This window comes from Streptomyces uncialis, assembly GCF_001905345.1.
GTDB lineage: Bacteria > Actinomycetota > Actinomycetes > Streptomycetales > Streptomycetaceae > Streptomyces > Streptomyces uncialis.
The window spans coordinates 1,077,232-1,093,337 of the sequence record NZ_LFBV01000002.1 but is presented as its reverse complement, the minus strand read 5'-3'; the positions used below and the strand labels follow the sequence as shown (position 1 = coordinate 1,093,337).

The following is a 16,106-nucleotide window of genomic DNA, read 5'->3' as shown; positions in this document are numbered from 1 at the left end:
ACCCACCGGCCGAACCGGCGCCGACCCAGACGGGAACACCGCTCCCGCCCGCGCCGCACAGCTACCCATATCGCGGGGCGACCCCGCACCCGGCATCCGGTTCAGCGGCTGAGCCGGATCATGTACGCGACCGAGGCGGCCGTGACGAGCGCGCAGACGGTCCACGCGATCCACCACCCGACGGCTACGTCCGCGAAGGCCAGCGCCACGCCCCCTGCCCCCACGCTCACCGGCCCGGCTATGAATCGAAGCTCCATCGGGGTTCCCCTCCCGGACTGTCGAAGTGCCGCAGCGGACCTGGGCACCGCGATGCTCCCGGACCGGACCATCGCGCGGGCAACTCAACGCGGTGGTGGCACGGCTTGTCAACGCCGGTCGGGCCCATACCCCGCACACACCAGGCCAGTTGACGTGGCGGCGCGCGGAACCGGAGGGGCGTTCCGCGCGCCGTCGTGCGTGCGGTCAGCCTGTCGCTGCTCGGCCGGTTCGGCGGAGGACGGCCTGGGCCGCGGCGAGGCGTTCGGGTTCGGTGCGGCCCGTGGGCTCGTCGGCCGTGATGTCGTCGGCCCAGGCGAGCAAGCGGTGCAGCTGAGGGTCGGCCGAGGACGTGGTGACGCGAGGTTCGCCGACTACGACCTCTCCGCTCGTCCCGTCGAGTGCGACGAGGGTGCCCTCGGGCAGGGTACGTCCGCCTGCCCGGACGGTGCCGCCGACGGGGTCCACGGTGAGACCCGCGGCACCCACGACGGCGGGCTTCCCCAGCGAGCGCGCCACGACGGCCGCGTGACTGGCCGGGCCGCCACGAGCGGTGACCACCCCGGAGGCGGCGGCCAGGCCGTGCATGTCGAGCGGGGAGGTCTCCGGCCGTATCAGGACGACCGGTCCTCGTGCGGCAAGCCGTACCGCGCTGTCGGCGGTGGTCGCCACTCGGCCGACAGCGACTCCGGGGGAGGCGCCCAGCCCTCGGGTGAAAACGGCCCCGGGTCCGGTCGCCGCGATCCGAGGCGTACGCAGCTGGGCGAGGTGGTGCGGTGAGACGCGGAGCAGCGCTTCGTCGCGCCCGATCTTGCCCGCGTCGGCGAGGTCGACCGCGACGCGTACCGCCGCGCGCCCGACGAATCGTCCGGGTCGCACCTGAAGCACCCACAGCTCGCCCGCCTCGAAGGTGAACTCGACGTAGCACGCGTCTCGATAGTGCTCCTCCAGCCGCGTCAGGGCGGACAGCAGACGCGTCCACATGGCGGGTTCCCGGTCGGCGAGTTCGCTCAGGGGACCGGTCAGCGAGGTGCCCGAGACGACGTCATCACCTTGGCGGCCGAACATGACCTCACCGAAAGGGACATGCTCGCCGGTGCTGGGGTCGCGGCTGAACGCGACCCCCGTACCGCTGTGTTGGTCACGGTTCCCGAACACCATCAACTGGACGGTAACGGCGGTGCCGAGGTCGTGCGGGATGCCGTGCAGTTCGCGGTAGGCCTTCGCGCGAGGTGTGTTCCATGACGAGAACACGGCTGTCACTGCCGACTCCAACTGCCGGGCGGCGTCCTCGGACACGGTGTCGCCACCGCGTTCCGCGATGAGCCGTTCGACATCATGGATCGCCTGGGTGAGACGGCTGCTGGTGCTGGTGCTGGTGCTCTGTCGGGCGGGCGCATGATCGATGCCCGCCAGGGTCGCCGGGCCCACGCCGAGGACCTCGGAGGCGAAGCCGGTCAGGAACCTCAGCCGTGAGTCGAGCGCGAACCGAAGGTCGCCCGTCTCGTCGGCCAGAGCGGTGGTCGCCCCGGTGGTGAGCCCGAGGTTGAGGACGGTGCTCATCATGCCGGGCATGGACACACTGGCGCCGGAGCGGACGGACAACACGAGCGGCCGTTCCGCACCGCCGAGCCTGCGATGTGTGACGGCTTCGAGGTCGGCCACGGCTGCCGCAAGTTGGGTGCCGAAGCCGCTCGGCAGTCGTCCGGCGCGGAGGAAGGCGCGGCACACCTCCGTGCTGATCACGAAGCCCGGCGGCACGGGGAGTCCCAGACGGCGGAGCACGACGAGACCGTGCGCCTTGGCCCCGAGCACTTCCACGCTCTCCTCGACCTCGGGCGAGAGCGGGTGAATCCAGGTCATCGCGTGGTCATCTCTGCGTTCGCCTTCGCAGGCTCGGCCGCAAGTCCCGCGCCGATGCGCACCATCGCGGGTGACGGGTGACGGGTGACGGGTGACGGGTGACGGGTGACGGGTGACGGGTGACGGGTGACGGGTGACGGGTGACGGGTGACGGGTGAGGAGTCGCGGTTCAGTGGCGTGGGATACCGAGGGTGGTCAGCAGGTCCTCGTGCAGCTGGAACCACACGGTGTGGTACGACGAGGTGCTGTCCGTCACGTACTCCAGGGAGCCGGCCCGCGCCCGGGCGAGGGCGTCGCCCAGCCGCACGGCGTAGCGCTGGAAGCGGGGAAGCGCCGCGGCCAGCTCGGCGCAGACGGGCTCGGCGCGCCGGTGGAACTCCGTGAACCGGTCCAGCACTTGGGCGTCGTACGCGGGGTCGCTGTGGTCGTTCATCGTCATGGTGCCGCCCATGGTGCGGGTCTGCCATGACGTGCAGAGGTCGAGCAACTCGGGGTTGAGGAGCAGGAACCGATCGAACGCCGCGGTGAGCCGGGGCCGGGCTCCGGCTGCCGCGACCTCGTCGGCGATCCGCTCGGCGTCCGCGACCCGGCCGTCCTCCGTGAGTCCCCATCCGCCGAAGTCGCCCGAGGTGCGGGTGACGAGTCCGGCCAAGGCGAGGTCGATCAGTTCCGACTCGGTGTCGGACTCGGTGAGCCCTGTCGCCCCGGCCACCCTGGACAGCCCGGAGACACCGACGCAGCGGAGGGTGTGCAGCACCAGCAGTTCGGCGCTGGTCGCGTGGGACGGGACGGGCCGGGTCATGACGTGGCTCCAGGGGTGCGGTGACCGCGTCCGGACGGTGGGGACGGCGTCCCGTCGGGGGCGACGGGGGAGTCCGCCGCGGTGGGGAGACCGAAGGCGGCCGCCGCATGGGCGGCACCACGTCCCCCGGCCCGGGCGACGATATCGCCGTCCCGCACACGTACCGCGTACTCGGTGTCGTCATCGGCGTCCGGTACGCCTGCGGCCGACGCCAGCAGGCCGCCCTCGTCAAGGACGAGGCGCAGCCGCGGCCAGGCGCCGGGCTCGAACACCCGCCGCAGGCAGCGCGCGAAGTCACCGGCCCTCAGCTGCACGAGGCGGCCGGTCTCGGCCGGGTCCGCCGTCGTGACGGCCACGGTGATCCGGTCGCCGGTCCGTGCGGCGCGGACGGCCTCCTCGGCGGCTTCCAGGCGGTGGGTGCCGAGGAACGTGATCACTCCGTCCCCGGTGAAGCCGACGGGCCGGTGCGTGAGGAGGTCCCGCAGCTCCGGCGGCGGTGCCCAACGGTCCCGGCAGGCCCGGGCCGGCCGGACGTAGGGCAGGTGCGGAGGGTCCCACTCGTCGGCGAGGTCGAGCCCGCCCAGATGCGCGCAGGCCAGCACGATGTCGAAGGGATCGCCGAACTGGAGCGCCGGATTCGCCGAGGCCCCCGGCCCGTCCAGCAGCCTCAGCACCAGTCGGGCCCGCCGGACCTGCCGCCCGGACGGTGCGTCGGCGGGCGCGTACGACTCAAGGGCGAGCGCCAGCAGCAGCGCCTCGACACGGGTCAGCTGTCCGAACGCGTCGCGGATCGGTTCGTCGTCGAGAACCCCCGCCGGGGAACCGGGGTGCAACCGACCCAGGGAGGAGGAACTGTCGGCCAGGGGCATGCGTTCGAGCCAGGTCCGGGCGAACGCACCCAACGCGTCGGTGACGGACGAGGCGGACGAGGCGGAGGGCGCCGCGGGTGGCGGGAGCGTGTCGGCGTGCTGTTCCGCGGTGACGTCGTGCTCGACCATGTCGACCAGCACCGCCAGATACAGGGCGCGTTTGCTCGGGAAGTTCGAGTACACCGCGCCACGCGTCAGTTCGGCCCGCTCGGCGATCCCGTCCACCTTCGCCGCCGGGTACCCGCGCTCGATGAATTCGTCCCGCGCCGCGTCGAGTACCGCCGCGCGCGTGCGCTCCTGCTGCTGAGCCCGGGTCAACCGCACCATCCGCGAGTTCCCCCAATGTCTATCCACCGTCATTCAGAGCCGAAGATACACGGAACATCCCGATGATGAGGACATCTGAGTGCGCCGTCCGTGGCGGGACGGCCGCCGCCGGTAGCGGGGTCCGGCTCCGAGGGCGGGCCCCACAGGCCCGACCCCGTGGGCGCGGTTCCAGGGTCGCGGGGCGCGGCGCGACTCCCGGTGCGGGAATCCGTGATGACATGCCATCCGTCGAAAAACCCCTGACGGAAATACCCCCAGGGGGTATATGGTTATGGTGGATGTCCCGGACAGGGGCAACGCACGACGACTGATCTCACGACGACTGATCGCACAGCACACGACACACACGCATCGCACAGGTGGAGACACGATGAAGAACCATTCCGGCCACGACATGACCAGTCACAGCGGCCACAGCGGCCAGGGCGGAGCCCGTCCCGGTGGGCTGTCGGTCTCCGAGAACGGCTACACGCTTGAGCTCGACGCGACGATCCTTCCGGCCGGGGTGCGGACGGTCACCTTCCGGGTGACCGGTCCCGACGGACAGCCGGTGACCGCGTTCACGCCCGAGCACGGGAAGGAACTGCACCTCATCGCCGTCCGGCGCGACACGACCGGGTTCCAGCACGTGCACCCGGTGCGGGACGGGAGCGGCACCTGGAGCGTCGAGCTGGCCCTGGAGCCGGGGGCCTGGAGACTCTTCGCCGACATCCACCCGACCGGCCACGACGGGACGATGACGTTGGGGATCGACGTATCGGTCGCCGGGCGGTACGACCCGCAGCCGATTTCCGAGGACACCCGTACCGCCCGCGTCGGCGAGTACACCGTCACCCTCGACGGCGAACTCGTACCCGGCGAGGCGAGCGATCTGACGCTCACCGTCAGCAGGAACGGGCACCCCGTCACCGACCTCCAGCCCTACCTGGCCGCGTACGGGCATCTGGTGGCGCTGCGGGTCGGGGACCTCGGCTATCTCCACGTCCACCCGGACGGCGAGCCCGGTGACGGCACCACCGAGCCGGGGCCCCGGATCACCTTCATGGCGGTCGCGCCGTCGGGCGGCACTTACCGCCTCTACCTGGACTTCCAGCACGACGACGTCGTCCGGACCGCCGAGTTCACCGTGCGGACCAGCGGGACCGCCTCCCGCGCGCAAGCGGCGACCCCGGCCGCAACCGAGCACACCGGCCACCACGGCCACCACGCACAGCACTGACCGCGTCGGCATCACCGATCAGCCGCCGCGAGCAGCACACGGCCGAGGGGCGCTCGACTCCCCGAGCGCCCCGCCGCCCCCGGCCCCCGGGACACCTCGCCGCACTGGAACATCCGTCCCCCGGGGCACCGCGCCGCCCCGGCACACCCCGCCCCTGGAAAACCCCGCCCCCGGGACATCCCCGTCGCCCCGGAAGATCCCCGTACCGGAAGGACCGTCATGACCCGCCTGACCCGCCTCACGCCCGATACCGCGGTCGGCGCCTCACGCGACCTGCTCGCCGAGCTGGTCTCCCGGCACGGCCAGGTAGGCGACATGGTCTCCACGATGGCGCACTCGCCCGCCGTCCTGGGCGGCTATCTACAGCTCAGCCGGGCCATGGGGCGAGCCAAACTCGACCGCGCGGTCAGCGAACGGATCTCGATCGCGGTCCAGGTACTCCAGGGCTGCGGACTGTGTCTCGACGCGCATGTCAGTGCCGCCCGCAGGCTGGGAGTGGACGAGCAGGAGATCGAGCGGGCCCGTACGGGCACCTCGGCCGATCCCGCGATCGCGGCGATCATCACCCTCGCCCTCCAGGTGTACCGCGAGCCGACGTCGATCACCGACGAACAGGTCACCGCGCTGCGTGAGCACGGCTACAGCGACCGCGCGATAGCCGACGTCGTCGGCGTCGTCGCACTCAACATCCTCACCGGTGCCTTCAACCTCCTCGCCGGCCTCACCCCAGGGAGCGGCGCCGATGACTAGAGACATCCCGGCCGCCTTCTGTGGGGCACGGCCTCCGCGCCGAGGCCGTGCCCCACCGCCCGGACCTGGAAGGAACACGTCATGAGCCTGTTCGCCATCCGTGACTACCGCCGCCTCTTCAGCGCACAGATCATCGCCCTGTTCGGCACCGGACTGACGACCGTGGCCCTCGGACTGCTCGCCTACGACCTCGCCGGCCCGCGCGCCGGCACCGTCCTCGGCACCGCCCTGACCGTCAAGATGTTCATGTACGTGGTCATAGCCCCCCTCGCCGCCGCGTACGTCGACCGCTTCCCCAGAAGAACTCTCCTGGTCCTCCTCGACGTGGTGCGCGCCGGAGTCGTCCTGGCACTGCCGCTCGTCAGCGAGGTCTGGCACATCTACGTCCTGATCGGTCTGCTGCAAGCCGCGTCGGCGGCGTTCACCCCGACGTTCCAGGCCGTCATCCCCGACATCGTCACCGATGAGTCCGACTACACACGTGCCCTGGCCGCCTCCCAGGCCGCCTACACGATGGAGAGCCTGCTCAGTCCCGTACTCGCGGCGGTCGCCCTGGCGTTCATGAGCTTCGACTCGCTGTTCCTGGGCACCTCCGTCGGGTTCCTCCTCTCCGCCGCGCTCATCCTGTTCACGCGGGTCCCCGACGCCCGCCCCAGCAGCCACACCCGGGCGTGGGACAAGATGGCGGCAGGGACCAGGACATTCCTCAGGACACCGCGGCTGCGCGGCGTCATGGCGCTCAATCTCGTGGTCGCGGCGGCAGGATCGATCGTCGTCGTCAACACCGTCAACTACGTCCGTGACGAGCTCGGCGGCTCGCAGTCGGACGTCGCCTGGATGCTCGCCGCCTCCGGCGGCGGAACCCTCCTGGCGGCCGTCGTACTGCCCCGCGTACTCGACCGGATCGCCGCCCGCACCGTCATGATGACCGGGGCCGGAGTACTCGTCGGCGGCACGATCGCCGCGGTGGCCCTCATGGCGTCCGGCCTGGCCACATGGACCGGAACGGCCGTCGTCTGGACCGTGATCGGCGTCGGTATGGCGCTGATCGTCACACCGACCGGCAGCGTCCTGCGTGCCTCCGTCGAACCGCACGCGATCCCCGAGACGTTCGCGGCCCAGTTCTCCCTGTCGCACCTGGCCTGGCTGATCACCTACCCCGTCGCGGGATGGCTCGGCACCAACACCGGCTTCGGCCTCACCTGGTCCGTCCTCGCGGCGCTCGCCGTGGTCGGCGCCGTCGCCGCCCTCCTGCTGTGGCCACGCGACGACGTACGACGAGCGGTGACCGGACCCGCGACATCCGTCCGGCCACTGCCCCGGACGGACAGGGGGTCCACCCTCTCCAAGGCCGCGTGAAACGCTCCACCGGTGCCCTCACACCCGCTACCGGTGCCTTCCACCCGCTATACCGGTGCCTTCACACCCGCTCCGGGCCGGACACCCGTCCCCACCGCGACCAGGGCACCGCCCGTTCCCTACGGACAGAGAGCGTTTCCGTACATGAGCCCGCCGACCCCACCCGGAAGACCTCCGCTGGACCCACCTGGCACGATCGTCCGTTCGGTCGCCAGGAGCATCGCCCGCCGCCTGGCGGAACAGCACCAGGTCGTCGGCGCGCTGTCGTCCGTCGTCGACCTGGCGGACAACGGCGAGTCCGACTCGGCGCTGGACGAGATCGGACTGGTGATCCAGCACCACCGGCTCCCCGTCCTGCGGACGGAGTACGAATTGCTCGTCGTCGCCGCGACCCAGCTGGATTCCCCCGACTCGCTCACCGACACCGGAGTCGAGCGGTTCGTCGTCGCCGACGAGCGATGAAGACCTCGTCGTCGTGCCGGCCACGTCGCTGTCAGCCCCTCCGGCGGCGGAGGCAGGGACGCGGCTGACGACGACGCGACCAGCATGACGTGGAGCCCACCGGCACGGCACGACAGCCACCCCGGACACGGTCCTGCGGGTGGTGGGACCGGCGCGACTAGAGTGTGGTGATCATCCGTCAGACGCATGGAGTGCTCGTATGACGCAGGTTCTGCTGTCCACCTCCTTCGGAGAGATCGTGATCAGCCTCGACGAGGAGAAGGCGCCGGTCACCACGGCGAACTTCCTCCAGTACGTCGACTCGGGCTTCTACACGGACACGGTCTTCCACCGGGTCATCCCCGGCTTCATGGTGCAGGGCGGAGGGCTCACCCGGGACCTGCGGAAGAAGGACACCAGGGACCCGATCCAGAACGAGGCCTCCAACGGCCTGAAGAACCGTCGCGGCACCGTCGCGATGGCGCGCACCAGCGCCCCGCACTCGGCGACCGCGCAGTTCTTCGTCAACCACAGTGACAACGGCTTCCTCGACCCGGGCAGCGACGTGGGCTACGCGGTGTTCGGCGAGGTCACCCAGGGAATGGACGTGGTCGATAAGATCGCGGGCGTCCGGACCGCGCGGTCGAAGGGGATGGCGGACGTCCCGGTCGAGCCGGTCCTCATCCTCTCCGCGAAGCGCCTCGACTAGTTCACGGCACGCCGTCCACCGGCCGGGCCGCCCCTGTGGCGCTCCGGCGGACACCGCAGGCGCGGTCAGCCGGTGGTCAGGACCATCCGGAAGCGGGCGGCGCCGGAGAGCATCTTCCGGTACGCCTCGTCCACGTCGTCCAGCGGTACGGTCTCGGTCATCGCGCGGATGCCGTGCAGGGCACTGAAGGCGAGCGTGTCCTGCACATCCCGCGAGGTGCCGGACGGATGGCCACGCACGACCCTGCCGGACATGATGAGCTGTGCCGGGCTGATCCCCAGCGGCTCGCTGTCCAGGCCGATGACGACCAGTTCGCCACGGGGCGCGAGCCCTTCCACGGTCGCCGCGATGGCGTCGGAGTTGGCCGCGGTGGCCAGTACGGTCCTGGCGCCGCCGAGCGACCGCAGCGCGTCCGCGACGGGGGTGCCCGCCGTACTGTCGATGTAGTGGTGCGCGCCGAGTGCCTCGGCGAAGTCGGCCTTGTCGGGTCCACGGGCGATGGCGACGGTCTCGAAGCCCATGGCGGCCGCGTACCGCACCCCCAGATGGCCCAGACCGCCGATGCCGAGCACCGCGACCAGATCACCGGGCCGGGCCGAGCCCCGCCGCAGACCGTTGTACGTGGTCACCCCGGCGCAGGCCAGCGGCGCGGCCTCGGCGGCCCCCAGCGCGTCCGGGACCCGGGCCGGCGCGTCGACCGGGACGATCACGGTCTCGGCGTATCCGCCGTCGTATGCCCAACCGGGGACCTTCAGGTTCTCGCAGACGATGAAGTCGCCCTGTCGGCAGGGCGGGCAATGGCCGCAGCTGCCGCCGAACCAGCCCACCGCCACCAGGTCGCCCACCTGCCAGTCGCTCTGTGTCCCCTCGCCCAGCTCCTCGATACGTCCGGCGATCTCATGTCCCGGGACCAGCGGGAACCGGATGCCCGGTACCGCGGCCTCCACGAACGCCGCGTCGCTGTGGCAGATCCCGCAGGCCTCCACGGCGATCCTGACGTGGCCGGGTCCGGGCCGTTCCACCTCGCGGTCGACCATCCGGAACGGACCGCCGGCGGTTTCCACCTGGGCGGCGCGATAGGTGCTCATCCTGATCTCTCCCCGGAGTGCATGGCGGCCCCGCCCACCAGTTCACCAGCTCCGTGCCGGTCCCGCGCGCCGAGCCGGTCGCTACCCTGCCCCCTCGCCCGTCGGGGTGATCGCCCGAACGGATGTCGGCGGGCTCCCGGGACCGTCCGGTCACGCACCGTGGGTATTCGTTGGACAGAGGCCGAGCGCGCACGACGGACGGCCGGAATCGAATGCCCCCGGTCGGACGTGCTCCCGGCCGTGGCGGGCTCAGGGAGCGGCGTCCTGTGCACGTGCCCCGTTTGCCGGGGCGGGAGCCGATGGGTGCGGGGGAGGGCCGGATGGCTGACGAGATGGTGGAGCTGGCGCAGCGGTTCATCAACTCCTATGACGTGGCGGGCATTCCGCAGGTGGAGGTGAACGGGCGGACCAGCTGGAAGGTGATGCACGCGCTGACCCGGGCGCTCCAGTACGAGCTGGGCATCACGGAACTGTCGGACAGTTTCGGCCCGACGACGCTGAGCGCGCTGCGGTCACGGTTCGGAGCGTGTGTCGACGGGTCGACGCGGCACGGCAACGTCTACCGCATCGCGCAGTCCGGCTTGTACTGCAAGGGGTACGACGGCGGCGGCATCGACGCCTCCTACAACGACCGGGTCGTCGACTCGGTCATCGGGATCAAGTCGGACATGGGCGTCGGTGGGGCGTTCCCGGGCGGCGGGCTCGAACCGAAGGTGTTCAAGGCGCTGTTGACCATGGACCCGTATGTGCGTGTGGGTGACGGCACCGAGGCGGTACGTGGGATCCAGCGGTGGCTCAACGGGCGTTACGTGGGCCGCCGGGAGTTCTTCGTCTGCCCCTGCGACGGGCACTTCTCCCGGGATGTGCAGAAGGCGTTGGTCTTCGCCCTCCAGTACGAGATCGGTATGGGCGACGACACCGCCAACGGCCGTTTCGGGCCCGGCACCCAGGACGGCGTCAGATCACAAGCGCTGCTGGAGGCCGGGTCGGCCGACGGAGCCAGGCAGTTCGTCCGTCTGTTCCAGGCGGCGATGCGGTTCAACGGCTGGGACGTCGCCTTCGACGGCCGCTACTCGCAAGCGCTCGCGCACACCGTCGCGGAGTTCCAGCGCTTCGCGCGACTGCTGCCGGCGCACGGCGGAGGGGACTTCCGCACCTGGGCCTCCCTGCTGGTGAGCACCGGCGATCCGACCAGGCCGGGCACCGCGTGCGACGGCATCACCGAGATCACCGAGAAACGCGCCCAGGCTCTGCGGGCGGCGGGGTACACGACGGTCGGCCGGTATCTGACCAACGCCGCCGTCCCGAACGCCAGGAACAAGAAGATCCAGCCCGGCGAGCTCGCCACGATCACCGCGGGCGGACTCTCCGTCTTCCCGATCTACCAGACCAACGGCGGCGACCGGGAGTACTTCAACCCCCACCAGGGGGCCCGGGACGCGCTGGCGGCGCTGGAGGCGGCGCGCGGACACGGCTTCCTGCCCGGCACCACCCTCTACTTCGCCGTCGACTACGACGCCGTCGACGAGGAGGTGACCAGCCTGGTCATCCCGCATTTCCGCGCACTCGCGGCGCGTATGCACGCCTATGGCAGCGAGTACCGCATCGGGGTCTACGCTCCCCGCAACACCTGTAGCCGACTCGCCAGGGCCGGGCTGACCACCGCCAGCTTCGTGTCCGACATGTCCACCGGCTACAGCGGCAACCTGGGTTTCCCGCTGCCCGGGAACTGGGCGTTCGACCAGATCACCACCCTCACGGTCGGCACAGGCGCGGGGTACATCGAGATCGACAAGAACATCGCCTCCGGACGGGACCCGGGACAGAACCGGTTCGCCCCCCGCGGTCCGGACACCCTCCTGGACGTCGACTTCGACCGCGCCCGGCAGAACGACCTCACCACGGACCTCATCCGCTACATCGAGGACAACGGCCACGGCAGCATCGGCCGCTTGCGCGGGCCCCATGAGTGCGCGACCAAGGTCGTCGACATGGACGGGCTGATCACCGGGCTCGCCAGGTCACTGCGGATGCGCAAAGCACTCATCCAGGCCGCGGTGTTCTGGGAGTACCAGGCCGACAGGACCGACCCCGGTGTGGAACTCCTGGTCGCGACCTACTTCACCTGGCGGGAACAGCACGAGGCGTGGGAGCGGCACCCGGTGGGTGATCCGCCGGTCCCGCCCTTGGTGATCCGTGAGGACTCCAGCACAGGAGTGGCCCAGATCTTCGCCAGGACCGCGATCGAGGCCCGCAACCACTGTGTCGCGGCGGGCGTGGTCCCGGGCGCGCCTCTCGACTTGGACGACTGGCATGTACGCAGGGATGTGTGGACGAGGCTGCGGAACGACGACGACCACAACGTCTCGACCGTGCCCCTCGTCCACCTCCACTCGGCGGCCCGGGTCGGTGTCACCACCGACCGGCTCCGCTACAGCGACGCCGACATCATCGCGGTGCTCGCCCGCTACAACGGCACCGGCGCCGAAGCGCAGAACTACGGCCGACGCGCTCTCGACCTCCACCGCGTCTTCGAGAAGTACAACGCCGCGCAACGGAGTTGACGTCTGATGCCACGTCAGGCATGACCGTTCCTGACGATGCGTCGGGTGACGGGGAGGCCCCGATGCCCCGCCGTGTCGGGGGACGGCGGGCCCCGGTGCCCCGCAGTCCCGTCACACAATGATCATCAGGCGATCATTGAGTGCGCCGGAGCACCCCCGGAATACTTCGGGAGCCGGGGGCGTGCACCTATCTGCGCGCGCCCCCGCCCGGGCTGGGCCCCCGCCCGCCCGATTCGCTCCTGAGCAGGGGGAGTCTTGCGCACACCAGCAAAGAAGGCCTACGCGGCCACCGTCGCCGCGGCGGCTTCCATAGCCTTGACGGCGGGCATGACCAGCCCCGCGTCGGCACAGAGCGGTGACCTGGACGCGATGTCCACCACCGCGGCCAAGAGCCCGGGAACGGGCGGCAGGACCGTTCACACCGTCGTCCTGATCACCGGTGACCGGGTCCTCGTGGACTCCAAGGGCCGGGTCGGCGGCATCCAGCGGGCCAAGGGCCGTGAGGACATGCCCTTCTTCACCCAGGTCCACGACGGCCGTACCTATGTGGTGCCGCGTGACGCCCGGAGCCTGATCGCCGACGGCACGCTGGACCAGCGGCTGTTCGACGTCACCGGACTCGCCGAGGCGGAGAGCCGCAAGGCCCACCGCGCCGGGCTCAAGGTGATCGTCGGCTATCGCGGCGCCACGGCCGGGGCCGCCCGTACCGAGGTGCGCTCCTCCGACGGCACGACCGTCCGCCGCACCCTGTCGGCCCTCGAAGCCGACGCCGTCACCAGCGCCACCGACAGCAAGGGCGCGCTCTGGGAGGCCCTGACCCGTCCGAAGGACGACGGCTCGGTGGCCAGGACGTCCGGTATCGCGCGGATCTGGCTGGACGGTGTGCGGAAGGCGTCGCTCGACCGCAGCACGGGACAGGTCGGCGCCCCGGCCGCGTGGGCCCGTTCGTACGACGGCACCGGTGTGAAGATCGCCGTCGCGGACTCCGGGATCGACGCCACCCACCCGGACCTGGCGGGCCGTGTGGTCGCGGAACGCAACTTCAGCTCCTCCCCGGACGCCCGGGACCGCGTCGGGCACGGCACGCATGTGGCCTCCATCGCGGCCGGTACGGGGAAGAAGGACGCCCGGTACAAGGGTGTCGCGCCCGGGGCGCAGCTGATCAACGCCAAGGTGCTGAACGACCGGGGCTCCGGTGACGACTCCGGCATCATCGCCGGGGTCGACTGGGCCGTGGCACAGGGCGCCGACATCATCAACATGAGCCTGGGCGGCCTCGACACCCCCGGGATCGACCCGATGGAAGCCCAGATCAACAAGCTCTCCGCGGAGAAGGGCGTGCTGTTCGCCGTCGCCGCGGGCAACGAAGGACCGGGCCGGGGCACGGTCGGGTCGCCGGGCAGCGCCGACGCGGCGCTGACCGTCGGCGCCGTCGACGACAACGACCTGATCGCCGACTTCTCCTCGGTCGGACCCCGCACCGGGGACAACGCCGTCAAGCCGGACATGACCGCGCCCGGTGTGGCGATCGGGGCGGCCGCCGCCGCGGGCGTCCCGGGGCAGAACCCGCCCGGCTACGTCAGCATGAACGGTACGTCGATGGCGACCCCGCATGTCGCGGGCGCCGCCGCGATCCTCAAGCAGAAGAACCCCACCTGGACGGGCGCACAGCTCAAGTCCGTCCTGATGGGCTCGGCCAAGGGCGGCGCGCACTCGGTCTTCGAGCAGGGCACGGGCCGTCTCTCGGTCGACAAGGCCATCGACCAGACGGTCGTCTCCGAACCGGGCTCCGTGAGCATGGGCACCCAGGAGTGGCCGCACCACGACGACACACCCGTCACCAAGCAGGTCACGTACCGCAACAACGGCACCGCCGATGTGACGCTCGACCTGTCGCTGGCGACGCCCGTCGGCGGCGACGGACAGCCCGCCCCGGCCGGGTTCTTCACCCTCGGCGCGCAGCGGGTCACGGTCCCGGCGGGCGGCAGCGCCTCCGTGGCCCTGACGGCCGACACCCGTATCGGCGGGGCGGTCAACGGCTCGTACTCCGTCACGGTCGTCGCCTCCGGCGGCGGCCAGAGCGTGCGCACCGCCGCCGCGGTGGAGCGCGAGGTCGAGTCGTACGAGGTCACCTTCAAGACCCTCGGACGGGACGGCGCGCCGAGCAGCGGCTGGCAGGCCGATCTGAAGGGCTACAGCGAGGCCGCCACCGGCCGGCGGGTCTTCCCGCAACTGTCGTCGGGCTCCACCACGGTCCGGCTGCCGCGCGGCAACTACGCCCTCGCGGCCAACCTGCTGGCCGATCCCGCGGCCCCGCGCAACGGCATCGACCTGATCGAGAACCCGCAGTTCTCGGTGTCCGGCCCCACCACCGTCACCCTCGACGCCCGGACCACCCGGCCGGTGAACGTCACGGTGCCGGACCCGGCCGCCCGCCCGACACGCGCCGGGATGATGTACACCCTCAACACTCCCGAGGTGTACGTCCTCCAGGGCAGCGACTTCGCGAGCTTCGACAACCTGCGTACCGCTTCGCAGGGTCCGCGGCTGCCCGACGGATACCTCACCCAGCAGTGGTCCGGCCACTGGGAGCACGGCACCACCGAGTACAACATGCTGACCGGCGGTCCGGTCCCGGAGCTGGCCACCGGCTACTCCAAGTCCTACACGACCCGGAACATGGCCCTGGTGAAGGCGGGAATCGGCGCGTCCGCACCCGGCCTGCGGGGCGCCCTCGCCGCACACGGCGAACTGGAGTACGGGGGCGGATTCCTCGCGCCGTTCGCCACGCAGGCCGCGTCGGCGAACCGCGACGTGTATCTGTCCACGGACGACGGGGCCCGCTGGAACATCGAGGCGGCTGTGCTCGGCGCGAAGGACGCGGCGGGCGACCAGCTCTTCGACGCCCTGTACGGCCTCGGCGGGTCGCAGCGCTTCGAGCCGGGCACGACGCACACCGAGAAGTTCAACGTCGGTGTGTCGGGCCCCCGGATGAACGCGGGCGAAGGGCTCGTACGTGACGGCGACGACATCGGCGGCTCGCTGACGCTGGTCAGTGACGGGGCCGGCCACTCGGGCTTCGCCCGGTACTCCGCTGCGAGCACCACCGTCCACCGCGACGGCGTGCTGCACACCAAGAACGACGTGGCCATCGACGAGCAGCTGATCACGCTGCCGCCGGAGTCCGCCAAGTACAAGGTGGCGACCACGATCCACCGCGACCCGACGTTCAACCGCGCCGGGACCCGGATCGACGCCTCCTGGACGTTCACCTCGGCCCGTACCGCCGGCCGGACGGATCTGCCGGTCTCCACGGTCCGGTTCCAGCCGCGGCTCGCCCTGGACTCCACCGTCCCGGCGGGAAGCAAGCAGGTCGTCCCGGTCGAGGTGCAGGGCGCCGCGTCCGGCACCAACCTGAAGACGCTGCGCGTCCTGGTGTCGTACGACGGCAAGAAGTGGAAGTCCGCGACGGTCGACGCGGGCAAGGTCAAGGTGCGCGCGCCGGAGAAGGGCAAGGGGATCTCCCTGAGGGCCGTCGTCACCGACAAGCAGGACAACCAGTCGGCGGTCACCATCCACAACGCCTTCCTCGGCAGGTGACACCCCGTCATATCGGGTACGGCTCACGGTGAGCCGACACCGACAGGGGCGGCCCGCCGGAACCACGGTTCCGGCGGGCCGTTCCGTCGTGGTGCGGGTCGTCGCGTGGTGGTGTGATCTGTTCCGTCGTGGTGCGGGCCGTCTCGGCGGGGCCGCGGGTTGTTCCGTCGTGGTGCGGGGCGGCCGGGCGCGGGTCGACGGGGGTGCGGAGCACCGCAAGGGTTCGTCCGGCGCTCTGCGAGCCGTCGGACGAACCCTTG

The 16,106-nt window shown here is 71.1% G+C and carries 12 protein-coding genes; 7 read left to right on the top strand and 5 right to left on the bottom strand.

Annotated elements, in window-relative coordinates:
- Positions 1–101: 101 nt before the first annotated feature.
- The 4 genes from AB852_RS39715 to AB852_RS12940 form a co-directional block, all read right to left on the bottom strand.
- Positions 102–257, bottom strand: a complete 156-nt coding sequence (locus AB852_RS39715; protein WP_178391001.1) for a hypothetical protein — start codon at positions 255–257, stop codon at positions 102–104.
- 205 nt (positions 258–462) lie between these two features.
- Positions 463–2,118, bottom strand: coding sequence for a pyruvate, phosphate dikinase (locus AB852_RS12950; RefSeq protein ID WP_073787185.1), 1,656 nt, complete (start codon positions 2,116–2,118; stop codon positions 463–465).
- Positions 2,119–2,287: 169 nt separating this feature from the next.
- Positions 2,288–2,920, bottom strand: a complete 633-nt coding sequence (locus tag AB852_RS12945; protein ID WP_073787183.1) for a transcriptional regulator — start codon at positions 2,918–2,920, stop codon at positions 2,288–2,290.
- On the bottom strand, positions 2,917–4,116 hold the full coding sequence (locus AB852_RS12940; protein ID WP_073787181.1) for a TetR/AcrR family transcriptional regulator: 1,200 nt from the start codon (positions 4,114–4,116) through the stop codon (positions 2,917–2,919). Before AB852_RS12940 ends, AB852_RS12945 begins: the two co-directional genes overlap by 4 nt.
- Positions 4,117–4,486: 370 nt before the next feature.
- Between AB852_RS12940 and AB852_RS12935 the strand changes: the two genes are divergently transcribed.
- The 5 genes from AB852_RS12935 (at position 4,487) to AB852_RS12915 (ending at position 8,594) form a co-directional block, all read left to right on the top strand.
- Positions 4,487–5,335 (top strand): hypothetical protein, encoded by an 849-nt coding sequence (locus tag AB852_RS12935; protein WP_107499211.1) that lies wholly within the window; start codon positions 4,487–4,489, stop codon positions 5,333–5,335.
- A 219-nt stretch (positions 5,336–5,554) separates the two neighbouring features.
- Complete coding sequence (locus tag AB852_RS12930; protein ID WP_073787179.1) at positions 5,555–6,085, top strand: carboxymuconolactone decarboxylase family protein; 531 nt, start codon at positions 5,555–5,557, stop codon at positions 6,083–6,085.
- 81 nt (positions 6,086–6,166) lie between these two features.
- Positions 6,167–7,444, top strand: coding sequence for an MFS transporter (locus AB852_RS12925; RefSeq protein ID WP_073787177.1), 1,278 nt, complete (start codon positions 6,167–6,169; stop codon positions 7,442–7,444).
- A 144-nt stretch (positions 7,445–7,588) separates the two neighbouring features.
- A complete protein-coding gene (locus AB852_RS12920) occupies positions 7,589–7,906 on the top strand; it encodes a hypothetical protein (RefSeq protein ID WP_073787175.1) in 318 nt (105 codons plus the stop codon).
- A gap of 199 nt (positions 7,907–8,105) precedes the next feature.
- On the top strand, positions 8,106–8,594 hold the full coding sequence (locus AB852_RS12915) for a peptidylprolyl isomerase (RefSeq protein ID WP_079184559.1): 489 nt from the start codon (positions 8,106–8,108) through the stop codon (positions 8,592–8,594).
- Positions 8,595–8,659: 65 nt separating this feature from the next.
- Here the strand turns inward: AB852_RS12915 and AB852_RS12910 are convergent, their stop codons facing one another.
- The gene (locus AB852_RS12910; protein WP_073787171.1) at positions 8,660–9,682 is read right to left on the bottom strand and encodes an alcohol dehydrogenase catalytic domain-containing protein; all 1,023 of its coding nucleotides are present in this window, start codon (positions 9,680–9,682) and stop codon (positions 8,660–8,662) included.
- Between the two features lie 320 nt (positions 9,683–10,002).
- Between AB852_RS12910 and AB852_RS12905 the strand changes: the two genes are divergently transcribed.
- Complete coding sequence (locus tag AB852_RS12905; RefSeq protein ID WP_073787169.1) at positions 10,003–12,246, top strand: glycoside hydrolase domain-containing protein; 2,244 nt, start codon at positions 10,003–10,005, stop codon at positions 12,244–12,246.
- A gap of 327 nt (positions 12,247–12,573) precedes the next feature.
- Positions 12,574–15,846: a S8 family serine peptidase gene (locus AB852_RS12900; RefSeq protein ID WP_425444168.1), complete on the top strand. Its 3,273-nt coding sequence runs from the start codon at positions 12,574–12,576 to the stop codon at positions 15,844–15,846.
- Positions 15,847–16,106: the final 260 nt, after the last annotated feature.